This window comes from Streptomyces telluris, assembly GCF_024519335.1.
Lineage (GTDB): Bacteria > Actinomycetota > Actinomycetes > Streptomycetales > Streptomycetaceae > Streptomyces > Streptomyces telluris.
In genome coordinates this window covers 234,285-250,909 of the sequence record NZ_JANIID010000004.1, presented here as the reverse complement: position 1 = coordinate 250,909, position 16,625 = coordinate 234,285, and the positions used below count along the sequence as shown (strand labels likewise).

14 protein-coding genes are annotated in these 16,625 nt (G+C 74.6%); 7 read left to right on the top strand and 7 right to left on the bottom strand.

The genetic code is table 11. The features are described from left to right. Window positions 1-57: 57 nt before the first annotated feature. The 3 genes from NQU55_RS07225 (at window position 58) to NQU55_RS07215 (ending at window position 3,783) form a co-directional block, all read left to right on the top strand. Window positions 58-1,575, top strand: coding sequence for a ferredoxin-like domain-containing protein (locus tag NQU55_RS07225; RefSeq protein WP_256790071.1), 1,518 nt, complete (start codon window positions 58-60; stop codon window positions 1,573-1,575). Window positions 1,576-1,645: 70 nt separating this feature from the next. Continuing rightward, entirely contained in the window at window positions 1,646-2,272 is a 627-nt protein-coding gene (locus NQU55_RS07220; protein WP_168096366.1) for a precorrin-8X methylmutase, read from the top strand. After that, window positions 2,269-3,783, top strand: a complete 1,515-nt coding sequence (locus NQU55_RS07215) for a precorrin-2 C(20)-methyltransferase (RefSeq protein ID WP_168096365.1) — start codon at window positions 2,269-2,271, stop codon at window positions 3,781-3,783. Before NQU55_RS07220 ends, NQU55_RS07215 begins: the two co-directional genes overlap by 4 nt. Before the next feature lie 228 nt (window positions 3,784-4,011). On the opposite strand, the gene NQU55_RS07210 is transcribed toward NQU55_RS07215, so the two are convergent. Then, window positions 4,012-4,776 (bottom strand): cobalt-precorrin-6A reductase, encoded by a 765-nt coding sequence (locus tag NQU55_RS07210; protein ID WP_168092888.1) that lies wholly within the window; start codon window positions 4,774-4,776, stop codon window positions 4,012-4,014. 105 nt (window positions 4,777-4,881) lie between these two features. Here NQU55_RS07210 and NQU55_RS07205 point away from each other — a divergent pair, with 105 nt between their 5' ends. Next, a complete protein-coding gene (locus NQU55_RS07205) occupies window positions 4,882-6,120 on the top strand; it encodes a cobalt-precorrin-5B (C(1))-methyltransferase (RefSeq protein ID WP_168092887.1) in 1,239 nt (412 codons plus the stop codon). Here the strand turns inward: NQU55_RS07205 and NQU55_RS07200 are convergent. The 5 genes from NQU55_RS07200 to NQU55_RS07180 all read right to left on the bottom strand — a co-directional run bounded on the left by NQU55_RS07200 (window position 6,117) and on the right by NQU55_RS07180 (window position 12,047). After that, window positions 6,117-7,343, bottom strand: coding sequence for a serine hydrolase domain-containing protein (locus tag NQU55_RS07200; RefSeq protein WP_168092886.1), 1,227 nt, complete (start codon window positions 7,341-7,343; stop codon window positions 6,117-6,119). The two genes, NQU55_RS07205 and NQU55_RS07200, sit on opposite strands and share 4 nt — an antisense overlap. Before the next feature lie 74 nt (window positions 7,344-7,417). Next, window positions 7,418-8,188 (bottom strand): precorrin-4 C(11)-methyltransferase, encoded by a 771-nt coding sequence (cobM, locus tag NQU55_RS07195; RefSeq protein WP_168092885.1) that lies wholly within the window; start codon window positions 8,186-8,188, stop codon window positions 7,418-7,420. Then, window positions 8,185-9,576, bottom strand: a complete 1,392-nt coding sequence (gene cbiE, locus NQU55_RS07190) for a precorrin-6y C5,15-methyltransferase (decarboxylating) subunit CbiE (protein WP_168092884.1) — start codon at window positions 9,574-9,576, stop codon at window positions 8,185-8,187. The genes cobM and cbiE overlap by 4 nt, the downstream gene beginning before the upstream one ends. 273 nt (window positions 9,577-9,849) lie before the next feature. Then, window positions 9,850-10,542 (bottom strand): PhzF family phenazine biosynthesis protein, encoded by a 693-nt coding sequence (locus NQU55_RS07185; RefSeq protein WP_256790067.1) that lies wholly within the window; start codon window positions 10,540-10,542, stop codon window positions 9,850-9,852. Window positions 10,543-10,547: 5 nt separating this feature from the next. After that, window positions 10,548-12,047, bottom strand: coding sequence for an SDR family NAD(P)-dependent oxidoreductase (locus tag NQU55_RS07180; RefSeq protein WP_168092883.1), 1,500 nt, complete (start codon window positions 12,045-12,047; stop codon window positions 10,548-10,550). A gap of 255 nt (window positions 12,048-12,302) precedes the next feature. Between NQU55_RS07180 and NQU55_RS07175 the strand changes: the two genes are divergently transcribed. Next, on the top strand, window positions 12,303-12,545 hold the full coding sequence (locus NQU55_RS07175; RefSeq protein WP_168092882.1) for a chaplin: 243 nt from the start codon (window positions 12,303-12,305) through the stop codon (window positions 12,543-12,545). A 115-nt stretch (window positions 12,546-12,660) separates the two neighbouring features. Beyond that, a complete protein-coding gene (locus tag NQU55_RS07170) occupies window positions 12,661-12,822 on the top strand; it encodes a hypothetical protein (protein WP_168092881.1) in 162 nt (53 codons plus the stop codon). Window positions 12,823-12,915: 93 nt separating this feature from the next. Here the strand turns inward: NQU55_RS07170 and NQU55_RS07165 are convergent, their stop codons facing one another. Beyond that, complete coding sequence (locus NQU55_RS07165) at window positions 12,916-13,722, bottom strand: SigB/SigF/SigG family RNA polymerase sigma factor (RefSeq protein WP_168092880.1); 807 nt, start codon at window positions 13,720-13,722, stop codon at window positions 12,916-12,918. 385 nt (window positions 13,723-14,107) lie between these two features. Between NQU55_RS07165 and NQU55_RS07160 the strand changes: the two genes are divergently transcribed. Next, window positions 14,108-16,504: a phosphoketolase family protein gene (locus NQU55_RS07160; RefSeq protein WP_168092879.1), complete on the top strand. Its 2,397-nt coding sequence runs from the start codon at window positions 14,108-14,110 to the stop codon at window positions 16,502-16,504. The last annotated feature ends 121 nt before the right edge of the window (window positions 16,505-16,625 follow it).

Here is a 16,625-nt window from a genome sequence, read left to right as displayed (position 1 = left end):
GCGGGGCGTGCGGTACGGGGCCGTGCGCCGGATACGGGCGTCGGTATGCTCGCCGCCATGTCCACCCTCCCCGCACCTTCCCCGGGCCGGGACGGCTCCGGTGCCGGAACATCCGCCGCGGGGCCCGTCCGCGAGCGCGGCGACGCCTGCCCCGGCACCCTGCGCCTGCACACCGCGGACGACGGTGCGCTGGCCCGTGTCCGGCTGCCCGGCGGGTTGTTGACGGTCCGTCAGGCCGAGGCGCTGGCCGGAGCGGCGGACGAGCTGGGCGACGGGCACCTCGACCTCACCTCGCGCGGCAACGTCCAGCTGCGCGGCCTCGCCGCCGGCTGCGGCGGCGCCGTCGCCGGGCGGCTGCGGCTGCACGGCCTGCTGCCGTCGGACCGGCACGACCGGATCCGCAACGTGGCGGCCTCGCCGCTGTGCGGGCTGGACGACCGGCACCCGGAGGACCGGCACCTCGGCGGACCGGACGGCCCGCACCAGGATTCCGGTTCCGGCCCGGAGGCGGTTGCGCCGGAGGCCGGTGCGACCCCGCCCGACGTCCAGGCGTGGGCCCGTGAGCTGGACGGACTTCTCTGCGCCGACGACGTCCCCGGCGTCTCCGCCGATCTGACCGGCCTCTCCGGAAGATTCCTCTTCGGACTGGACGACGGGCGGGGCGACATCGTGGCGCTCCGGCCCGATGTGACATTGATCGCAAGCGGCGCCGGGCACGCCGGCCTGTTCTTCGGCACGGCCGGTCCCGGCCTGCGGATCTCCGCCGCGGACGCCCCGCGCGCGGCCGTCGTGGCCGCGGCCGGGTTCCTGGCCGCGCTGGAGGCGCACGGGAGTACGGCCTGGCGCGTACGGGAGCTCCCGCCGGAACAGCGGCCGACCGCCGCCGGGCTGGCGGAGCGGCTCGCCGCGGCGGGCATCGACTGCCGCCCGCTCCCCCTCCCCCGGCTCCCCCTCGGCGACCCGCCCGCGCCGGGCCTGGTGACGGGCCCCGGCGGCCGCTGCGCGCTGTCGGTGACGGCGCCGCTGGGGCGGCTGACCGGCGCGCAGTGGCGGCTCGTCACCCGCGTGGCCGCCGAGGAGGGGGACCAGGAGCTCCGGGTAACTCCTTGGCGCGGCCTCGTCGTCCCCGGGCTCCCCGCGCACAAGGCCCCGCAGCTGCTGGCCGAGCTCGCCGACGCCGGGTTCGTCACCTCCGCCGGCTCCGCCTGGCACCGCGCGGGCGCGTGCGCCGGGCGCCCCGGATGCGCCAAGTCCCTCGCGGACGTGCGGGCGGATGCGGCGCGGTGCCTCTCCGGCGGGCAGCCTGCCGGTGCGGCGACGACGGCAACGGCAACGGCGGTGACGGTGACGGTGCCGACGGCGCTGCCGGTGTACTGGTCCGGCTGCGAGCGGCGCTGCGGCCGGCCGGGCGGCGGCCGCTGGGTCGACGTCCTCGCGACGGGCGACGGCTACGAGGTCTCCCTGCGGGGAGGCGGCGAGCCGGACGGCCCGGTGCGGAGGGTGGCGCCCGGCGGGCTGCCGGAGGCGGTGGCGGCGGCACGCGCGGCCACGCCGGCGGCGGCGACAACGACATAGCAGTAGCGACAGCGGCACAGCGGCATCCAGCGATACCAACAGACACAGCACCACCAGCGAGCGAGGCAGAGTGTTCGAGTACGACAAGGACGGCGCGTCCATCTACCGCCAGTCCTTCGCCACCATCCGCGCCGAGGCGGACCTCGGCGGGCTGCCGCCGGACGTCAGCCGGGTCGCGGTGCGCATGATCCACGCCTGTGGGATGACCGACCTCGTACGGGACCTCGCGTACTCCCCGCAGGTCGTGGCACGGGCCCGCGAGGCCCTGCTCGCCGGGGCGCCCATCCTGTGCGACGCGAACATGGTCGCCAGCGGCGTCACCCGCAAGCGCCTGCCCGCGGACAACGAGGTGCTGTGCACCCTCACCGACCCGTCCGTGCCCGGCCTGGCCCAGCGCATGGGCACCACGCGCAGCGCCGCCGCGCTGGAACTGTGGCGCGAGAAGCTGGACGGCGCGGTGGTGGCCGTGGGCAACGCGCCCACCGCCCTGTTCCGGCTCCTGGAGATGGTGGCCGAGGGCGCGCCGCGCCCGGCCGCCGTCCTCGGCATACCGGTCGGCTTCATCGGCGCCGCCGAATCCAAGGACGCCCTGGCCGGCAGCCCGCTGGGGCTGGAATACCTGGTGGTGCGGGGGCGGCGCGGCGGCAGCGCCATGGCCGCGGCCGCGATCAACGCGATAGCGAGCGAGGAAGAGTGAGCGAGCAGCATCCGCAGACGACGGGCCGGCTGTACGGGGTGGGGCTCGGCCCCGGCGACCCGTCGCTGATGACCGTACGGGCCGTCGAGGTCATCGCGGCGGCCGACGTCGTCGCGTACCACAGCGCCCGGCACGGCCGCTCCATCGCGCGTTCCATCGCCGAACGGCACCTGCGCCCCGACCACATCGAGGAGCGCCTGGTCTACCCCGTCACGACGGAGACCACGGATCACCCCGGCGGCTACCGGGGCGCCATGGAGGAGTTCTACGAGGAGGCCGCGGCGCGGCTGGCAGCCCACCTCGACGCCGGGCGCACGGTGGCCGTGCTCGCGGAGGGCGACCCGCTCTTCTACAGCTCCTACATGCACATGCACAAGCGCCTCGCGGACCGCTACCCCACCGAGGTCATCCCCGGGGTCACCTCCGTGAGCGCCGCGGCCGCGCGGCTCGGCGAGCCGCTCGTCGAGGGCGAGGAGGTGCTCACGATCCTGCCCGGCACCCTCCCCGAGGAGGAGCTCGCGGCGCGGCTCGCCGCCACCGACTCGGCCGTCGTCATGAAGCTCGGCCGCACCTTCCCCGCCGTGCGCGGCGCGCTGGAGCGGGCCGGGCGGCTCGGCGAGGCGCGCTACGTCGAGCGCGCCACGATGAGCGGCGAGCGCACGGGGCGGCTCGCCGACGTGGACCCGGAGTCCGTCCCGTACTTCTCGGTGGCCGTGCTGCCGAGCCGCGTGGACGCCGAGCCGGCCGCGGAACGGGGCGAGGTCGTCGTCGTCGGGCTCGGCCCGGCCGGCCCGCTCTGGCTCACGCCCGAGGCCCGCGGCGAGCTGGCGGCCGCGCAGGACCTCGTCGGCTACAGCACGTACGTGGACCGGGTGCCCGTGCGGCCCGGCCAGCGGCGGCACGCGTCCGACAACAAGGTGGAGTCCGAGCGCGCCGAGTTCGCGCTGGACCTGGCGCGGCAGGGGCGGCGCGTCGCCGTGGTCTCCTCCGGCGACCCCGGCGTCTTCGCCATGGCCACGGCCGTCCTGGAGGTGGCCTCCGAGGGCCCGTACCGCGACATCCCGGTACGGGTCGTGCCGGGCATGACCGCCGCCCACGCGGCGGCCTCGCGGGCCGGTGCGCCGCTCGGCCACGACTACGCGGTGATCTCGCTCTCCGACCGGCTCAAGCCGTGGGAGGTCATCGCGGAACGGCTGCGCTCCGCGGCCTCCGCGGACCTGGTCCTCGCCCTGTACAACCCCGGCTCCCGCAGCCGCGTCTGGCAGGTCGGCAAGGCCCGCGAACTGCTCCTGGAATTCCGCTCCCCGGAGACCCCGGTCGTCCTGGGCCGCGACGTGGGCGGCCCCGAGGAGAGCGTGCGCATCGTCCGCCTCGGCGAACTCGACCCGGCCGAGGTCGACATGCGCACGATCCTGCTGGTCGGCTCGACCCAGACCCGGACGGTCCGCCGCACGGCGGAAGGCTCCCCGGAGGAGATCGTCTGGACGCCGCGACGGTATCCGGAGGGGTGACGGAGAGCTGACGGCACGGCGGCGGATCCAAGGAGCGGCCGCCCTCGACCCGGGCCCGCTCCCTCCCGCCGCCGCGGCGGTTCTCGGCGGTGCCGACCTCACCCGAGGCCCGTACGGCACCGCCGGACTCCACCGTCGCGGTTGCGCGCCGCGGCGGCGGATGCTCCCTTCCGCCGCCGCGGCGACCAGACACGGCCTACCGGCCCGGCGGCGCCGGAGACGGGAGGGTCAGGCGCCCGGTAGGGCGAGGTGGTGGCGGAGCCACTGGATCGCGTCCGCCGGGCCCGCGGCCGTGGGCAGCCCCGGCGGCGTCGCGGGGCGCCGGACCACCACCACCGGGATGCCCGCCTCGCGGGCCGCGGTGAGTTTGGCCGACGTGGCCGCCGCACCGCTGTCCTTCGTCACCAGGACGTCGATGCGGTGCCGCCGGATCAGTTCGCGTTCGCCCTCGACCGTGAAGGGGCCCCGGTCCAGGAGGACCTCCATGCGCGGCGGTGCCGGGGGCTCGGGGGCGTCCACGGAGCGGACGAGGAACCACAGCCGGTCGAGGTGGGCGAAGGTGGCGAGGCCCATGCGGCCCGTGGTGAGGAAGATCCGCTCGCCCAGCGCGGGAAGCGCCGCCGCGGCCTCCTCCAGCGAGCCGGTGTCGTGCCAGTCGTCGCCCGGACCCGCGACCCAGCCGGGGCGGCGGAGGGCGAGCAGGGGAACATGGACCTCTGCGGCGGCCTGCGCCGCGTTGAAACTGATCGTGCCGGCGAAAGGATGGGTGGCGTCGATGAGCGCGTCCACCTGCTGCTCGCGCAGCCACCGGGCGAGGCCGCTCGGGCCTCCGAACCCCCCGATGCGGACCTGCCCCGCCGGCAGCCGCGGCTGCGCCACGCGCCCGGCGAGGGACGTCGTGACCCGGAGCCCGGGGTCCGCGGCGAGCTCGCCGGCCAGCCGGCGGGCCTCGGTCGTGCCGCCCAGGATCAGGATGTGGCGCTCGGCCCCCACGTCGTGCCTTTCTGTTCGCCTTCGGGTCGCGGCCGGTTCCACCCCGCCGGTCCCTCACATTGTGGTGGTCCGCCGTCGCGGCGGGAAATTCTTCCGGAGTGCTCCATGACCGACGCCACCACCGACGCACCGGGCAAGGTCACCGGCGGGCGCACCGCGCAGCTGCAGCACACCGGGCTGCGCCACGGCTGGACGACGGGCGCCTGCGCGACCGCCGCGACCACGGCCGCGTACACGGCTCTCCTCACGGGCGAGTTCCCCGACCCCGTGACGATCACGCTGCCCAAGGGGCAGACGCCCGCATTCGCGCTGGCCGCGGAGGACCTCCGCGACGGCGAGGGCGAAGGCGAGGGCGAGGGCGAGGGCGAGGGCGAGGGCAACGGTGAAGGCGGAGGCCGAGGCGGCCGTTCCGCCATGGCCGGCATCGTCAAGGACGCCGGCGACGATCCGGACGTGACGCACGGCGCGCTGATCCGTTCGACGGTGCGCATCCTCCCGCCGGGTTCCGGCGTCGTGTTCCGGGCCGGCCCGGGCGTCGGCACCGTGACCCGCCCCGGCCTGCCCCTGGACGTGGGCGAGCCCGCGATCAACCCCGTGCCGCGGCAGATGATCCGCGACCACGTCGCCGGCGTCGCGGCCCGGTACGGCGGTACGGGGGACGTCGAGGTCGAGGTGTCGGTCGATCACGGCGCGGAGATCGCCCGCTCCACCTGGAACCCGCGCCTGGGCATCCTGGGCGGCATCTCGATCCTGGGCACGACGGGCATCGTCGTGCCGTACTCGTGCTCGGCGTGGATCGACAGCATCCGGCGCGGGGTGGACGTGGCCCGGGCGGCGGGCCGCCGCCACGTGGCGGGCTGTACGGGTTCGACGTCGGAGAAGGTCGCCGTGGCCGTGCACGGCCTGCCGGAGGACGCCCTGCTGGACATGGGCGACTTCGCGGGGGCGGTGCTCAAGTACATCCGCCGGCACCCGGTGGACCGGCTCACCGTCGCGGGCGGTTTCGCCAAGCTGTCGAAGCTGGCGGCGGGCCACCTCGACCTGCACTCGGGCCGCTCGCAGGTGGACAAGGGGTTCCTCGCGGAGCTGGCCCGGCACGGCGGCGCGGGCGAGGAGCTGGCGGCCGCGGTCGCCTCCGCCAACACGGGCCTGGAAGCCCTGCGGCTGTGCGAGGCCGCGGGCGTCCCGCTCGGCGACCTGGTCGCGGCCACGGCCCGCGAGGAGGCCCTGGCGGTGCTGCGCGGCGCGCCCGTCGCGGTCGACGTGATCTGCATCGACCGCGCGGGCACGATCGTGGGCCGCGCGGAGCCCGCGGGCCCGCGCGGCCCTCACGGGCGGGGTTAGCGCAGCGTGTTGAGCGCGGAGGGCGCGGCCGCCGGCTTGTCCTTCACCGGCTTCGGGAGCGCGCCGCAGAACTCGCCCTCAAACATGTTCTCGAAGGGCGGGCTCTCGTTGAGCCAGTCACCGTTGATGTTGAAGGTGAGCATGTGCTTGCCGTCGCGCGTGCCCGCGGACCCGCTGAGGGAGCCCCAGACGACGCCGTCGTGCCCGTACACCTGCACGCCGCAGGACAGCTTGCGGGAGATGATGCCGAGCCCGTAGGTGTAGTGCTCGCCGGTCTCGACGGTCGTGAGCATCGCGTCGAGCTGCTTCTTCGGCAGCAGCTTGCCCTGCAGCAGCGCGCTGTAGAAGCGGTTGAGGTCGCCGCTGGTGCTCACGACCTCGCCCGTGGCGCCGGACCAGGACGGCCGGTACTCGGTGGCGTCGTAGATCTCCGGGCCCGGGTTCGGCACGTAGAGCTTGGAGTAGCCGACGGGGTGCGGGGCGGGCAGCTTCGGGTCGGTGCCGGGGAAGGTGGTCTCCTTCAGGCCCAGCGGCTTGACGATGCGCCGCTCGACCTCGCGGGCGTAGGCGTTGCCCGTCGCCTTCTCGATGATCATGCCGCCGAGGACGAAGTTGGTGTTGGAGTAGCGCCAGCCCTTGCCGGGCTCGAAGTCCGGGCCGTACTTGATGCCCATGGCGACGATCTGCTCGGGCGTCTTGATGTCGTACCGGTGCTCGAAGAAGCCCTGGCCGTTCATCTGCTCGTTCCACTCGGGCGTGTACACCATGTCGTGCACGCCGCTGGTGTGGTTGAGGAGCTGACGGATCGTGATCTTGTTGGCGTCGTAGCCGTTGCCCTTGATCACGCCGGGGAGCCACTTCTCGACGGAGTCGTCGATGCTCAGCTTCCCCTCGGCCTCCAGCTGCAGCAGGACCGTGGCGACGAAGGACTTGGTGATGCTGCCCGCGCGGAAGTGGTCGGCGGCGGTGCGCTTGCGCTTCGTCGCGGTGTCCGCGTAGCCCGCGGAGCCGGACCAGGTGCCCTTGGGCGTACGGGCCTCGGCGGCCACGCCCGGCATGTCGGCGGCGACCAGGCCGTTCAGGGCCTCCTGCGTGGCGGCGTGCGCCTTGTCCGCGCCCGGCGCCGTCGCGGCGACGGCCGGGACGACCGCCGTGCCGACGACCGCGGTCGCCGTGAGGGCGACGAGCGTGGCCCTCAGGACCTTGGATACGTGCTGCGACATGCGCTTCCCCCCTGGGAAATGTCGTGGCCGGACTGACGACCACATGATCATTTAGGGGTAAGCATAGGCTGACCTCAGTTTGCGCAGCGGCCCCCCCGGTCCTGATCCCGCTCCCGGCCCGCCGAGTAGAGGTAGCTGTCGGGGAACTGCTCCGCGGCCAGCGTGCGGCCCACGAGGATGACCGCGGTACGGACCACGCCGGCCTCCTTCACCTTCCCCGCGATGTCGGCGAGCGTGCCGCGCAGGACCAGCTCGTCCGGGCGGCTGGCCATGGCCACGACGGCTGCGGGGCAGTCTGGGCCGTAGTGCGGGAGGAGCTCGGAGACGATCCGCTCGGGGTAGCGCGCGGCCAGGTGCAGGACGAGCAGCGCGCCGCTGCGGCCGAGGGTCGCGAGGTCCTCGCCGGGGGGCATGGGCGTGGCCTGCTGCGAGATGCGCGTGAGGATCACGGTCTGGCCCACCGTCGGCACGGTCAGCTCGCGGCCCAGCGCGGCGGCGGCCGCGGCGAAGGCGGGGACGCCCGGCACGATCTCGTACGGGATGCCCGCCGCGTCGAGGCGGCGCATCTGCTCGGCGACCGCGCTGAACACCGACGGGTCGCCCGAGTGCAGGCGCGCCACGTCGTGGCCCGCCTCGTGGGCGCGGACGAACTCCTCGGTGATCTGGTCCAGGTTCAGCCCGGCCGTGTCCACGAGGCGGGCGTCCGGCGGGCACTCGGCGAGGAGTTCGCGCGGGACGAGGCTGCCCGCGTACAGGCAGACGCCGCAGCGGGCGAGCGTGCGGGCGCCGCGCACCGTGATGAGGTCGGCTGCGCCGGGGCCGGCGCCGATGAAGTACACGGTCATGACGGGAAGTTCCCCTCGGGAGCGGTGAGCGGGGCCGGGGCCGGGCCCGGGCCGGGGTCCGGGCCGGGGTCCGGATCGGAGTCGGGGCCAGGGCGGGGGCCGGGGTCCGGATCGGAGCCGGGGCCAGGGCCGGGGTCGGGGTCGGCGTCGATGGGCTTGACCGCCGACCACTGCGTCACCGGCATCGCCTGGCGCCAGCCCGTGAAGCCTCCCACGGGGACGGCGTGCGCCACCGCCAGCCGGGTCAGCTCGCCCCCGTGACGCCTGTACCACTCGGTGAGCAGCGCCTCGGATTCGAGGGTGACCGTGTTGGCCACCAGACGGCCGCCCGGGGGCAGCGCCTCCCAGCAGGCGGCCAGCAGGCCCGGTGCCGTCAGGCCACCGCCGATGAAGACAGCGTCCGGGGCGGGCAGTTCCGCGAGGGCGGCCGGCGCGGCGCCGGTGACCACCCGGAGGGCCGGGACGCCGAGCGCTTCGGCGTTGCGGGTGATGCGGGACGCCCGCGCGGGGTCGCGCTCCACGCTGACGGCCCTGCACGTGCGGTGCGCCCGCATCCATTCGATCGCGATCGAGCCGGAGCCGCCGCCCACGTCCCACAGGAGCTCGCCGGGGGCCGGGGCCAGGGCGGCGAGCGTGGCCGCCCGTACGTGACGTTTCGTCAGCTGCCCGTCGTGCTCGAAGGCGTCGTCGGGCAAGCCGGGCGTGAGCGGGAGGCGGGGGGCGCCGGGGGCGCGGCGGCAGGCGACGGCGATGACGTTCAGGGCGTCGCCCGGCGGGTGCGGCCAGTCGTCGGCGGTGCCCTCGGCACGGCGCTCGGCGGGCGCGCCGAGCCGCTCCAGGACCGTCATCCGGCTCGGCCCGAAGCCGCGCGAACGCAGGTGCGCGGCGACCTCGGCCGGGGTGTCCGCGCCCGCGCTGAGAACAAGCAGGTGACGGCCGTCGTGCAGGGCCGCGGTGAGCGCGGCGAGCGGGCGGCCGACGAGGCTGACGACCTCCGCCTCCTCCAGCGGCAGGCCGAGCCGGGCGCACGCGTACGAGACGGAGGACGGGTGCGGGAGCACGCGGAGGGCGGCCGGGCCGGCGATGTCGGCGAGCGTGCGGCCGATGCCGAAGAACATGGGGTCGCCGCTGGCGAGCACGCACACCCGGCGCCCGGCGTGCGCGGCCAGCAGGCCCGGCACGGCGGGACGCAGCGGCGACGGCCAGGCGACGCGCTCGGCGGCGCACTCACCGGGCAGCAGGTCCAGCTGACGCGGACCGCCGATGACCACCTCGGCCCCGCGCAGCGCCTCCCGCGAGACCGGGGCGAGACCGGGCCAGCCGTCGGCGCCGATGCCTACGACGGTGACGGCGACGGGGGCGGGGCTCACGGGCTGACACCTCGGCATTCGCTACGGGCGGGGGCACGGGAACTCTACTGACCAGCGAAGAAGAACGAACATCCGGGCCCCGGCCCGGGCCCGGCGACGCACAGGCCGCGGCCAGGCGACGCCCGGAGAACCGCCAACCTGCACGCCGGCTCGGCACCGCCGAAACGCCACGTGCGGGCTGATCACCATCGCGGCGGAAAAGGGTGGCGCGGCCCGCCCTCTGGATACCGGCGGCGCCAGAAGCCCCCGCCGTCACGGTGGCGGCGCGCCCCCTCGGCGCCCGCCGAACCCTCAGGCGTTGACGACGCGGACCCCGCCGGAGGCGACCCCGCCTCCCAAAGACGCCGTGTCCTCCCCCTCGTAGCGGGTGCGGATCAGTGACGCCCGGCCTTGACTGATCGTCAGGGATCGTTCCAGCGCGGCCGTCAGGGACAGGGCCGCCGTTCCCGTCGCCTCGTCCTCCGTGATGCCGTCGCCCCGGCGCGGGAAGCCGCGGGCGCGGACGCGGCCCGCCGGTTCGTCCTGCCAGGACCAGGCGTAGAGCCAGCCCTCGCCGGGCGGTGGTGACGGGAGGGCGTCGACGTCGGCGGGCATGGCGTACTGCTGGAGGAGGCGGCCCGTGGCCCAGGACGCGCGGGCGCGGATCCACGTGATGCCGTCCGCCGTCCAGGAGGGCACTTCACCGGCCGGCGGCCGCAGCACGTCGGCCGCGTACCCGTGCTGCCGCAGCAGCCACGCCACGCCCACCAGCGGGTGCCCGGCGAAGGCCAGGCGCCCGCTCGGGGTGCGGATGTCGACGACGCCGCGCTCGGCGTCGTCGACGAACACCGTTTCGCTGAAGCCCAGTTCCGCGGCCAGTCGCTGCCGTTCCGCCGGGTCCGGAACGGCCGGCCCGTCGGTGACGACTCCGAGGGGGTTACCCCCGGCCGCCCCGGCCGCCCTATCCGGGCGGCCGGTGAACACCCGCAGGACGTGGACGTCCACGCCGGCTACCAGCCGGCCGGGCTGTAGTCCTTGAGGAAGCAGCCGTAGAGGTCCTCGCCCTGCTCGCCCCGGACGACCGGGTCGTAGACGCGCGCGGCGCCGTCGACCAGGTCGAGGGGGGCGTGGAAGCCGGCCTCGGCGAGCCGGACCTTGTCCGGGTGGGGCCGCTCGTCCGTGATCCAGCCCGTGTCGACGCTGGTCATGAGGATGTTGTCGGTCTGGAACATCTCCTCGGCGCTGGTGCGCGTGAGCATGTTCAGCGCGGCCTTGGCCATGTTGGTGTGCGGGTGCCCCGCGCCCTTGTAGCCGCGGCTGAAGACGCCCTCCATGGCGGAGACGTTCACCACGTACTTGCGGCGCGCGGGCGACGCGGCCATCGCCGGCCGCAGCCGGTTGACCAGGACGAACGGCGCGGTGACGTTGCACAGCTGCACTTCGAGCAGCTCGACGGGGTCGACCTCGCCGACGGCCTGGATCCAGGTGTTGGTGGCGTCCAGGTCGGGGACGAGCCCGCCGGCGTCGATCGCGGTGCCGGCCTCGACGCGGGCGAGGGACGCGGAGCCGCTGGTGAGCGCGAGCTCGGTGAGGGCCTGCGGGGTGAGCTCGTCGTGCTTGCTGCCGGCGGGGGCGGGCAGCGCCGGCTGGGCGCCGCTGCCGAAGGCCCCGAAGACCTCCGAGGCGGGCAGCTCGCCGGCGGGCAGCGGGGCCGCCTCGGCGCTGATGAGCTCGCGGTAGGCGGCCGGGGAGCGGCGGACGGTCTGGGCCGCGTTGTTGATCAGGATGTCGAGCGGGCCCTCGGCGCTGACGGAGTCGGCGAGGGCGACGACCTGCGCCGGGTCGCGCAGGTCGATGCCGACGACCTTGAGCCGGTGCAGCCAGTCCGCGCTGTCCTCCATCGCCTTGAAGCGGCGGATGGCGTCGTTGGGGAAGCGCGTGGTGATCGTGGTGTGCGCGCCGTCGCGGAGCAGCCGCAGCGCGATGTACATGCCGATCTTGGCGCGGCCGCCGGTGAGCAGGGCCCGCCGGCCGGTCAGGTCGGTGCGGGCGTCGCGGCGGGCGCGGTTCTCCGCCGCGCAGGGCTGGCAGAGCTGGTGGTAGAACGCGTCGACCTCGGTGTAGCGGCCCTTGCAGATGTAGCAGGAGCGGGGGCGCTCGAGGATGCCGACGATCTGGGTGGTGGCGGTGGCGGCGAGCGGGATGCCGCGGGTCTCGTCGTCGATCCGGTCGGCTGCGCCGGTGGCCGTGGCCTCGGTGACCGACTTGTCGTGGGCGGTCTTGGCGGCCCGGCGCTCCTGGCGGCGGCGCTGCTTGACCGTGCGGTAGATGCCGGCCGTGGCGCGGCGGACGGTGATGGCGTCGGGGTGGTCGACGGGCAGTTCGTCGAGCTCCTCGAGCACGCTCAGGCAGACCGCCATGCGCTCGGGGTCGATGCCGGGCCCGTACTCGCCCTCTGCGTCCGTGCCTGCGCCTGCGCGGCTGCCTTCAGTGACCTCGGTGACCGTCATCGCCGCTGTTGTGTCCCAGTTCGTCTGTTCGAATGAAGCTTCCAGGGAACTGTACGTAGACGGCGGCGGCACCGCCAAACCCGCAGGCGCGAGCGTTGTGGCACAGGGTACGCACCCGCCCCTCGCGGCGCATGCATCACATACCACTTATTGGGTCTTCCGGGTTATTTACGCCTTTCAGTGACCACATCGGACCAATCCCCACAGTTACACCGGACACAATTGCCGCTCACCACCCATGAGAAAGGTTTAGCCATGTCGCGTATCGCCAAGGCCGCCGTCCTGACCGCTGCCGCCGGGGTCGCCGTCGGCAGTGCCACCGGGGTCGCCTTCGCCGGTGCCGGAGCGAACGGTGCGGCCGTGGGCTCGCCCGGCGTCATCTCCGGGAACGTCATTCAGGTCCCGATCCAGATCCCGATCAACCTGTGCGGCAACACGATCGACATCGTCGCTCTCCTGAACCCGACCTTCGGCAACACCTGCATCAACGCCGACTAGGGAACCCCGCGCCCAGGTGGGACCACCGGACCCACCTGCGCGGTAGGCGCAGGCGGGGTCACAGTCAGCCGCCGGGATTCTGACCTGCGCTTTCGTGGCGCCCATCATGTTCCGCATGGTGGGCGCCACGGTCACGTCCGGCGTCCTCGCGGCCGCCCCCGTCGTCCCCGTCGTCCCGGCCGTCCTCCGCCGCCGGGCGGCCCGGGCGCTGCGCGCCGGGCAGGTCGGGTATCTCCACGACGGGCGGGAGGTCCGGGGTCAAGTGCGTATGCCCTGAGGTCATCGCTGGTGCCTGCCTTGTCGGAGGTCCTGGGAAGGAGTGGGGAGAAGAAGGAGGGAGGGGTGGGGTGGGCCGGAGGGGAGCGAGGGGTCAGCCCGGGGCCGGGGTGCGCTGCGGGGTCCCCGCGGGACCGAGCTCGTCGCGCAGCCGGGCGCAGGTCCGGCTGAGGATGCGGGATATCTGCATCTGGGAGACGCCGAGGCGCGCTCCGATCTGCTTCTGGGTGAGGTTGCCGAAGAAGCGCCAGTACAGGACGTACTTCTCGCGCTCGGGAAGCGCCCTCAGCAGCGGTTTGAGGGACTGGCGGTCGACGACGAGGTCCAGCGCCCGGTCCAGGCCGCCGAGGGTGTCGGCGAGCGGGAGGTCGTCGGCGCCCAGGACCGGGTGGTCCAGCGACAGCGTGTTGTGCACGCCCTCGGCGGCCAGGCCCCGGCGCACCTCGTCCTCGGACAGGCCGCACTCCGCGGCCAGCTCGGCCGGGCTCGGCCGGCTCCGGGCGCCGCGCTGGCCGAGGGCCGCCTGGGCGGAGCGCACGGCCGTGCGCAGCTCCTGGTCGCGGCGCGGGATGTGCAGCGACCACGCGTGGTCGCGGATGTGCCGCTTGAGCTCGCCGACGATCGTGGGCACGGCGAAGGTCTCGAAGGCGTGGCCGAGCCGGGGGTCGTACCGGTCCACGGCGTTGACCAGCCCCAGCGCCGCGACCTGGCGCAGGTCCGCGGGGCTCTCGCCGCTGCTGCGGAAGCGCAGGCTGATGCGCTCCGCCATGGGCAGCCAGGCGGCGATGACGTCCTGCCGCAGCCGTTCGCGCTCCGCGCCGGCCGGCAGTTCCGCCATGCGGGCGAAGGAGTCGGCGGTGTCGGGGGCGTCCCGGTTGCGCCGGCGCATCGTCTGGGCCATGGTCACGGTCCTCCTCGCTCCTGAGCAAAAGGAGTGCCTGCCGGCCGGAAGCACCTTCCGGTAGTTGCGGCTGCCCCCGCGGGGCACCTGCAAACTGCTCGGCGGATCGCCCCGGCCGTGCCGCGGGGCGGTGGCCTGGGGGCAGGCCACGTCCTCCAAGAATCACCCGGCGCACCCGTTCCCGCGACTCGGAGCGCCGGGGGCGGCACACAGGGTGACGGTGCGCCGGGTGCGGGCGGGGCGGCAGGAGCCGGACGGGGCCGCGATGCAGGCCGGACGGACCGCAAAGCTGGCCGGACAGCCCCTACGCGGAGAGGCCGGGGTGCTGGAAGCGTTTCCCGTGCCCGGTCGCGGGTACCCGGCACGCGTCCCGAGGAGGCCGTACATGCCCGAGCACGCCGACCGCACCGCCGGACCGCGACCGGACGGCCCCGCCGAGGAGGAGCTGGCGGCGCTCGACGCGCACTGGCGCGCCGCGAACTACCTGGCCGCCGGCCAGATCTACCTGCTGAGCAACCCGCTGCTGACCGTTCCCCTGGAGCCCGAGCACATCAAGCCCCGCCTGCTCGGCCACTGGGGCACCTCCCCCGGCCTCAACCTCGTCCACACCCACCTCAACCGCGTGATCAAGGCGCGGGGGCTGGACGCCGTCTGCGTCTGGGGGCCGGGGCACGGCGGGCCGGCCGTCCTCGCGAACTCCTGGCTGGAGGGCAGCTACAGCGAGGTCTACCCGGACGTCGGCCGCGACGCCGACGGCATGGAGCGGCTGTTCCGGCAGTTCTCCTTCCCCGGCGGGGTGCCCAGCCACGTCGCCCCCGAGACGCCCGGCTCCCTGCACGAGGGCGGCGAGCTGGGCTACTCGCTCGCCCACGCCTACGGCGCCGCCCTCGACAACCCCGGCCTGCTCGTGGCGTGCGTGATCGGCGACGGCGAGGCGGAGACGGGGCCGCTGGCCACGTCCTGGCACGCGAACAAGTTCCTCGACCCGGTGCACGACGGCGCGGTCCTGCCGATCCTCCACCTCAACGGCTACAAGATCGACAACCCGGCGGTGCTGTCCCGGCTGCCCGAGGGCGAGCTGGACCGGCTGCTGCGCGGCTACGGCCACGAGCCGATCCACGTCACCGGGGACGACCCGGCCGAGGTGCACCGCGCCCTCGCCCACGCGATGGACCGGGCCCTGGACCACATCGCCCTCGCCCAGCGCGCCGCCCGCGAGGAGGGCGTGACCGACCGGCCGCACTGGCCGGTGATCGTGCTGCGCACGCCCAAGGGCTGGACCGGCCCGGACGAGGTCGACGGCCTGCCCGTCGAGGGCACCTGGCGCTCCCACCAGGTGCCGCTGGCCGGGGTGCGCGACAACCCCGACCACCTGCGGCAGCTGGAGCGCTGGCTGCGCTCGTACCGGCCGGAGGAGCTCTTCGACGAGGAGGGGCGGCCGCGCCCCCAGGTCCTCGCCCACGTACCGGAGGGGAAGCGGCGGCTCGGCGCGAGCCCGCACGCCAACGGCGGCCTGCTCACCCGCTCCCTGCCGCTGCCCCCGCTGGAGCACTACGCGGTGCCCGTCGACAAGCCCGGCGCCACGCTGCACGAGCCGACCCGGGTCCTCGGCGGCCTGCTCGCCCAGATCATGGCCGACACGGCCGGCAGCCGGAACTTCCGCGTGGTCGGGCCGGACGAGACCACCTCCAACCGGCTCGACGCCCTCTACGCGGCCACCGGCAAGGCGTGGCAGGCCGCGGAGCTGCCCGTCGACGAGCACCTCGCCCACGACGGCCGCGTCATGGAAGTGCTCTCCGAACACCTCTGCCAGGGCTGGCTGGAGGGCTACACCCTCACCGGCCGGCACGGCCTGTTCTCCTGCTACGAGGCGTTCGTCCACATCGTCGACTCGATGGTCAACCAGCACATCAAGTGGCTCAGGACCGCGCGCACGCTGCCCTGGCGCCGCCCCGTCCCCTCCCTCAACTACCTTCTGACGTCGCACGTGTGGCGCCAGGACCACAACGGCTTCTCCCATCAGGACCCCGGCTTCGTCGACCACGTCCTCAACAAGAGCCCCGAGGTGGTGCGGGTCTACCTCCCGCCGGACGCCAACACCCTGCTGTCGGTGGCCGATCACGTGCTGCGCAGCCGCGACTACGTCAACGTCGTCGTGGCGGGCAAGCAGCCCTGCTTCGACTGGCTCGGCCTGGACGAGGCGCGCGCGCACTGCGCCCGCGGCGCGGGGATCTGGGAATGGGCGGGCACGGAGAACGGCGACCGGCCGCCGGACGTCGTCCTGGCCTGCGCCGGCGACGTCCCCACCCAGGAGGTGCTGGCGGCGGCCGACCTGCTCCGCCACGAGCTGCCCCAGCTCGCCGTGCGGGTCGTCAACGTGGTCGACATGACGCGGCTGCTGCCCCGGGAGGAGCACCCGCACGGGATGACCGACGCGGAGTTCGACGCGCTGTTCACCACGGACCGGCCCGTCGTCTTCGCCTACCACGGCTACCCGTGGCTGATCCACCGCCTCGCCTACCGCCGCGCAGGCCACGCCAACCTGCACGTGCGCGGCTACAAGGAGGCGGGCACCACGACCACCCCGTTCGACATGGTCGTCCGCAACGACCTCGACCGCTACCGCCTCGTCATGGACGTCGTCGACCGCGTCCCCGGCCTCGGCGTCCGCGCGGCGTCCGTGCGCCAGGCCATGGCGGACGCCCGCACCCGCCACCACGCGTGGATCCGGGAGCACGGGGTGGACATGCCGGAGGTGGCGGACTGGAGCTGGCCGGGGTGACGCGCCGCACCGCGTGACATGCGCACGGGTGACATGCGCCCGCGTGACGTGCGCCCCCGTGACGTGCGCCCGTGTGATGTGCGTCACCCCGGCGGAACCTTGACGCCCCGGGCGTGTAATC

What these genes read in the sequence shown, in the direction of transcription:
- NQU55_RS07225 (WP_256790071.1), top strand. Translation starts at nt 58, where the DNA reads ATGTCCACCCTCCCCGCACCTTCCCCGGGCCGGGACGGCTCCGGTGCC.
- NQU55_RS07205 (WP_168092887.1), top strand. Translation starts at nt 4,882, where the DNA reads ATGACCGACGCCACCACCGACGCACCGGGCAAGGTCACCGGCGGGCGC.
- NQU55_RS07200 (WP_168092886.1), bottom strand. Translation starts at nt 7,343, where the DNA reads ATGTCGCAGCACGTATCCAAGGTCCTGAGGGCCACGCTCGTCGCCCTC.
- cobM (WP_168092885.1), bottom strand. Translation starts at nt 8,188, where the DNA reads ATGACCGTGTACTTCATCGGCGCCGGCCCCGGCGCAGCCGACCTCATC.
- cbiE (WP_168092884.1), bottom strand. Translation starts at nt 9,576, where the DNA reads ATGCCGAGGTGTCAGCCCGTGAGCCCCGCCCCCGTCGCCGTCACCGTC.
- NQU55_RS07180 (WP_168092883.1), bottom strand. Translation starts at nt 12,047, where the DNA reads ATGACGGTCACCGAGGTCACTGAAGGCAGCCGCGCAGGCGCAGGCACG.
- NQU55_RS07175 (WP_168092882.1), top strand. Translation starts at nt 12,303, where the DNA reads ATGTCGCGTATCGCCAAGGCCGCCGTCCTGACCGCTGCCGCCGGGGTC.
- NQU55_RS07170 (WP_168092881.1), top strand. Translation starts at nt 12,661, where the DNA reads ATGGTGGGCGCCACGGTCACGTCCGGCGTCCTCGCGGCCGCCCCCGTC.
- NQU55_RS07165 (WP_168092880.1), bottom strand. Translation starts at nt 13,722, where the DNA reads ATGGCCCAGACGATGCGCCGGCGCAACCGGGACGCCCCCGACACCGCC.
- NQU55_RS07160 (WP_168092879.1), top strand. Translation starts at nt 14,108, where the DNA reads ATGCCCGAGCACGCCGACCGCACCGCCGGACCGCGACCGGACGGCCCC.